Source organism: Gardnerella sp. 26-12 (assembly GCF_001660745.1).
GTDB classification, from domain to species: domain Bacteria; phylum Actinomycetota; class Actinomycetes; order Actinomycetales; family Bifidobacteriaceae; genus Bifidobacterium; species Bifidobacterium swidsinskii.
The window spans coordinates 22,477-26,878 of sequence record NZ_LWSR01000018.1 but is presented as its reverse complement, the minus strand read 5'-3'; the positions used below and the strand labels follow the sequence as shown (position 1 = coordinate 26,878).

The 4,402-nt window shown below is 45.3% G+C and carries 4 protein-coding genes; all 4 read left to right on the top strand.

Annotated features, from left to right (window positions below; all coding sequences use genetic code 11):
- Positions 1-207: 207 nt before the first annotated feature.
- Positions 208-1,545: a type I glutamate--ammonia ligase gene (gene glnA / locus A5295_RS01945; RefSeq protein WP_004107357.1), complete on the top strand. Its 1,338-nt coding sequence runs from the start codon at positions 208-210 to the stop codon at positions 1,543-1,545.
- 547 nt (positions 1,546-2,092) lie between these two features.
- Positions 2,093-2,905, top strand: a complete 813-nt coding sequence (gene mraZ / locus A5295_RS01940; protein ID WP_004108525.1) for a division/cell wall cluster transcriptional repressor MraZ — start codon at positions 2,093-2,095, stop codon at positions 2,903-2,905.
- Between the two features lie 11 nt (positions 2,906-2,916).
- Positions 2,917-3,942 carry a 16S rRNA (cytosine(1402)-N(4))-methyltransferase RsmH gene (gene rsmH / locus A5295_RS01935; protein WP_033888517.1) on the top strand — a complete coding sequence of 342 codons (1,026 nt, stop codon included), beginning with the start codon at positions 2,917-2,919 and terminating at the stop codon, positions 3,940-3,942.
- 1 nt (position 3,943) lies between these two features.
- Positions 3,944-4,402 (top strand): hypothetical protein (locus A5295_RS06325; protein ID WP_064621570.1); only part of this gene is annotated, 459 nt, incomplete at its 3' end.

The window sequence follows — 4,402 nt, the reverse complement described above, 5'->3', positions numbered from 1 at the left end:
CAGATGTGTATAAGAGACAGCAATTAATTGGCATATTAAATTGAAGAAGTTGCGTTAGAAAGTAGAAATTTCATTACAATTACGTAAATTCATTGCAGATAAGCTCAACATATGAAGCGCAATACGAAATAATACACTACAATTGCACGTGAATATGCATATGTGCGTGGCTATGCATACAACCGGATGATACCCAAGGGGTTTATTATGGATCGACAACAAGAGTTTGCTCTACGTACTGTTGAAGAGCGAGACGTGCGTTTTATTCGACTCTGGTTTACGGACGTCTTAGGCACGCTTAAATCCGTTGCTATTGCCCCTGCTGAATTAGAAGCAGCTTTTGAAGAGGGAATAGGGTTCGACGGCTCAGCAATAGAAGGCATGACTCGCGTCCTAGAAGACGATATGATTGTGAAGCCGGATCCGTCGACGTTCCAAATTCTTCCATGGCATGGAGGTCCGGAAGGCACAGCGCGCATGTTCTGCGATGTGCTAACTCCAGACGGAGAGCCTTCACTGGGAGACCCTCGTCACGTTTTGAAGACTGCGCTCGCAAAAGCGAAAGAAAAAGGATTTACTTTCTACGTTCATCCGGAAATTGAGTTTTATTTGTTTGAAGCTCAAGATGATTGGTCCAAAGCTCCTGTGCCGATTGATGAGGGTGGCTATTTTGACCACGTTCCTAGAAGTTCGGCTATGGATTTCCGTCGTAGTGCAGTTAGTATGCTTGAGCAAATGGGTATTTCTGTAGAATACTCGCATCACGAGGGCGGTCCTGGTCAAAACGAAATTGACTTGCGTTATGCAGATGCTCTTACTACCGCGGACAATATTATGACTTTCCGCACTGTAGTTAAGGAAATTTCTCTTGAGCGCGGAATGTATGCAAGCTTTATGCCAAAGCCGCTAACTGATCAACCTGGATCGGGTATGCATACGCATTTGAGTTTGTTCGAAGGTGACACGAACGCTTTTTATGAGGCAGGTCAAGAATTTAATATGTCTCTTATTGCGCGTCAATTTGCGGCTGGTATTTTGCATCATGCTTCAGAAATTTGCGCTGTAACTGATCAATATGTGAACTCTTACAAGCGTTTGTGGGGTGGTGCGGAAGCTCCTAGCTACGTTTGCTGGGGTCATAGCAACCGTTCTGCACTTCTGCGTGTGCCGCAATACAAGCCTGGTAAAGGCAATTCTTGCCGAATGGAATTCCGTGCGCTAGATCCTGTGGCGAATCCGTATCTTGCTTACTCTGTGCTTCTTGCTGCCGGTTTGGATGGTATTGAAAAGCAAATGACTTTGTGCGATCCAACTAGCGACGATGTTTGGGAGCTTACTGATGCTGAGCGTCAAGCAATGGGTATTCAGCCATTGCCGGAATCCTTGGATGAAGCACTAAAGATTATGGAGCGCTCGGACTTCGTTGCAAGCGTATTAGGTGAACACGCTTTTGAGTACTTCTTGCGCAATAAGCATCAAGAGTGGGAAGAGTACCGTCGTCAGGTTACGCCTTTTGAGCTTGAGAAGTATTTGCCGCGTTTGTAACGCGAGTGACTTTGTACTTTAGAGGCCTTAACGCAGAAACTGTACTGCGTTAGGGCCTTTTGTTTGATGTTTTGGGACACTGCTGCAGATTGCGCTCGCGCGGATTACGCGCTCGCTTACGAAACTCGCGTTGGAAGTCCACTGGACTTCCAACTTTAGCGAGTTTCCGCTCCGAGTTGCCTTCGCGCTAAATGTCAGCGCTCAGGCAGGTCGTCGCGCACACTAACCACAACCTAGTTTTTAAAGCGCAACCACGCAACTCTGCCCTGCCTTCGTCAATCGAGACGAAGGCAGACCTCGCTTGCGGTGAAAGCACACTGTGCTTTCAACTCTGAGCAAGCTCGGCGCTCCGAGTTGCCTTCGCGCGCTAAATCGCAGCGCTCAGGCAGGTCGTCGCGCTGCGTGAGGGTCTTTTGTTTTCTATTGGTGGTTTGCTTCAAAAAAATCAAAAATTTTGTAAAAAAGTGGGGATTTTTGGGGAGGAATGGGGTAAAATGGTGAACAACGTGTAAATGGCATAGTGCATGTTGAGTTAAGGAGGTGGAGTATGGCACGTCGTGCTGCTGATAAGCAACCGCGCAATAACGCCAATTCTTCCTCTTCGCATTCCATAAATCAGGCTCAACAAGCTGCTGATTCAAATGTTTCTCAGCAATCGCAGATGCCACTGCAAATGCAAGATTCACAAGTGTCTCAGCAGCAATACGTTCAGCCTGTTCAACCTGTACAGTCTAAGCAGTCAATTCAGGGTTATTATGGTATGCCTTCAACTGTTATGCCAGCAATGCAGCAATATATGCCAGCACCGGTTTTCACCTCCACTCCGTCCGGCGCTGCTGATTCGTCTGCACAAGCTGCAGCTATGCCAGTTGCACCTTTTTATGCTTCTCAATATCAAGAAGCTGTGTCAACTCATCCAGCAACACCTATTTTGTTAGGCACTTATACTCCAAAAATTGACGATAAAGGTCGTGTTGCACTTCCTGCAAAATTCCGTTCTCAGCTCGGAACTGGTTTTGTTATGGCTCGCGGTCAGGAGCATTGTGTTTACGTGCTACCTATGGTTGAGTTCCAGCGCATGGCAACGCAAATTCAGCGCACATCTATGAGCAATAAGTCAGCTCGCGATTATCTTCGTGTGTTCCTTTCTGGTGCTGTTGATGAAGAGCCAGATAAGCAGGGACGCATTGTTGTGCCGCCAATGTTAAGAGATTACGCCAATTTGGGCGATCAAATTGTTGTTATTGGTGTTGGTACGCGTGCAGAGATTTGGAATAAGTCTGCTTGGGAAGAATATCTTGCCGATCGTGAGCAAGGTTATGCAGATATTGCTGACGATGTACTTCCGGCGGTGATGTGATGACTGATGCTATGAAAGATATTACAGCTATTCACGCACCGGTATTATTGCAGGATTGTGTTGATTTAGTTACTCCTTCTTTGCAACACAAAGGCGCAATAGTAGTAGATTGCACTTTAGGCCTTGCTGGTCATGCGACTGCTTTTCTTAAAGCTGCGCCTTTTGCAACACTTATTGGTATTGATCGTGATTCTGAAGCACTTTCGTTAGCAACGCAAAGAATGCGCAGCGAAGGTCTCGAGAATCGTTTTATTCCTGCACATGCAGCATTCGATGAGATTGATGAAGTGCTACAAGAAAACAGCATTGACCGTATTGATGCTGCTTTTATGGATTTGGGTCTTTCAAGTTTGCAAATTGACGAAACTGATCGCGGTTTTTCTTATTCTCACGATACAGCACTTGACATGCGTATGGATACGACGCAAGCAACTACTGCCGCAACGATTTTAGCTACTTATGATTCTCGAGAATTAACTAGAATTTTCCGAGAGTATGGTGAAGAACGTTTTGCTTCTCCTATTGCTCGTCGTATTGTTGAAGTTCGTGCTACGGAGCCTATTGCTACTTCGGGTCAGTTGGTTAGCTTAGTTGACTCTGTAATTCCGAAAGCTCATCGCGCTACTGGAAATCCAGCAAAACGAGTGTTCCAAGCTTTGCGTATTGAAGTGAACGGTGAATTAGATAAATTGAGCCGTACTCTTCCTAAAATTGCTTTACATCTTCGTGAGCATGGTCGCTTAGTTGTTGAATCTTATCATTCGTTGGAAGATACAGCTGTAAAACGTTTTATGAATCAAGGATTAACAGTTGATGTTCCTGCAAACATGCCTGTTATTCCTGATGATGCTCAGCCGTTCTTTAAAGCTCTTACTCGCGGAGCTATGAAAGCTTCTAAAGAAGAAATTGTTCATAACACTAGATCTTCTTCAGTTCGTTTGCGCGCTGTCGAATTATGCCGCCCTATCCCGGAGCGTTGGATTCCAAGGCTTGAAGATGAGGCGGCTGGTCGTAAAGCTATAAAAGGAGGTCGCTGACATGGTATTGAACATGCAAAATCGTGTTTTGCGCTCTTCTGCGTCTTCTGCTTCAGCTCCAGCTGGTCGTACTAAAGATAATTCGACTCGTAAAGAATACGTACATAATTCTGCTCCTTCGGTGTTTAACCCATCTCAACGTAAATCTTCTGCTGTGCTTGAACGATTCAGCAAGGTTATGACATGGAGCAATACGCGCAAAGTACCTCTTGTGAATTGCATGATTATTGTGATTTTTATGGTTGTTACGTTGTTGACTTCGCTTCTTTTGCGTACGCAAATGGCAGAGATTTCCTTCGACCAAACTGCAGTACAGATGCGTATTTCTCGTTTGCATCAGGATGTGGAAGCTCGTCAAGCGAAATTAGATACTTTGGAATCTGAACTTCCTGCAAGAGCGCAACGAATGGGAATGGTTCCGCAACAAGGTTCTATTTCTATTGACTTGAGTGATTATGCA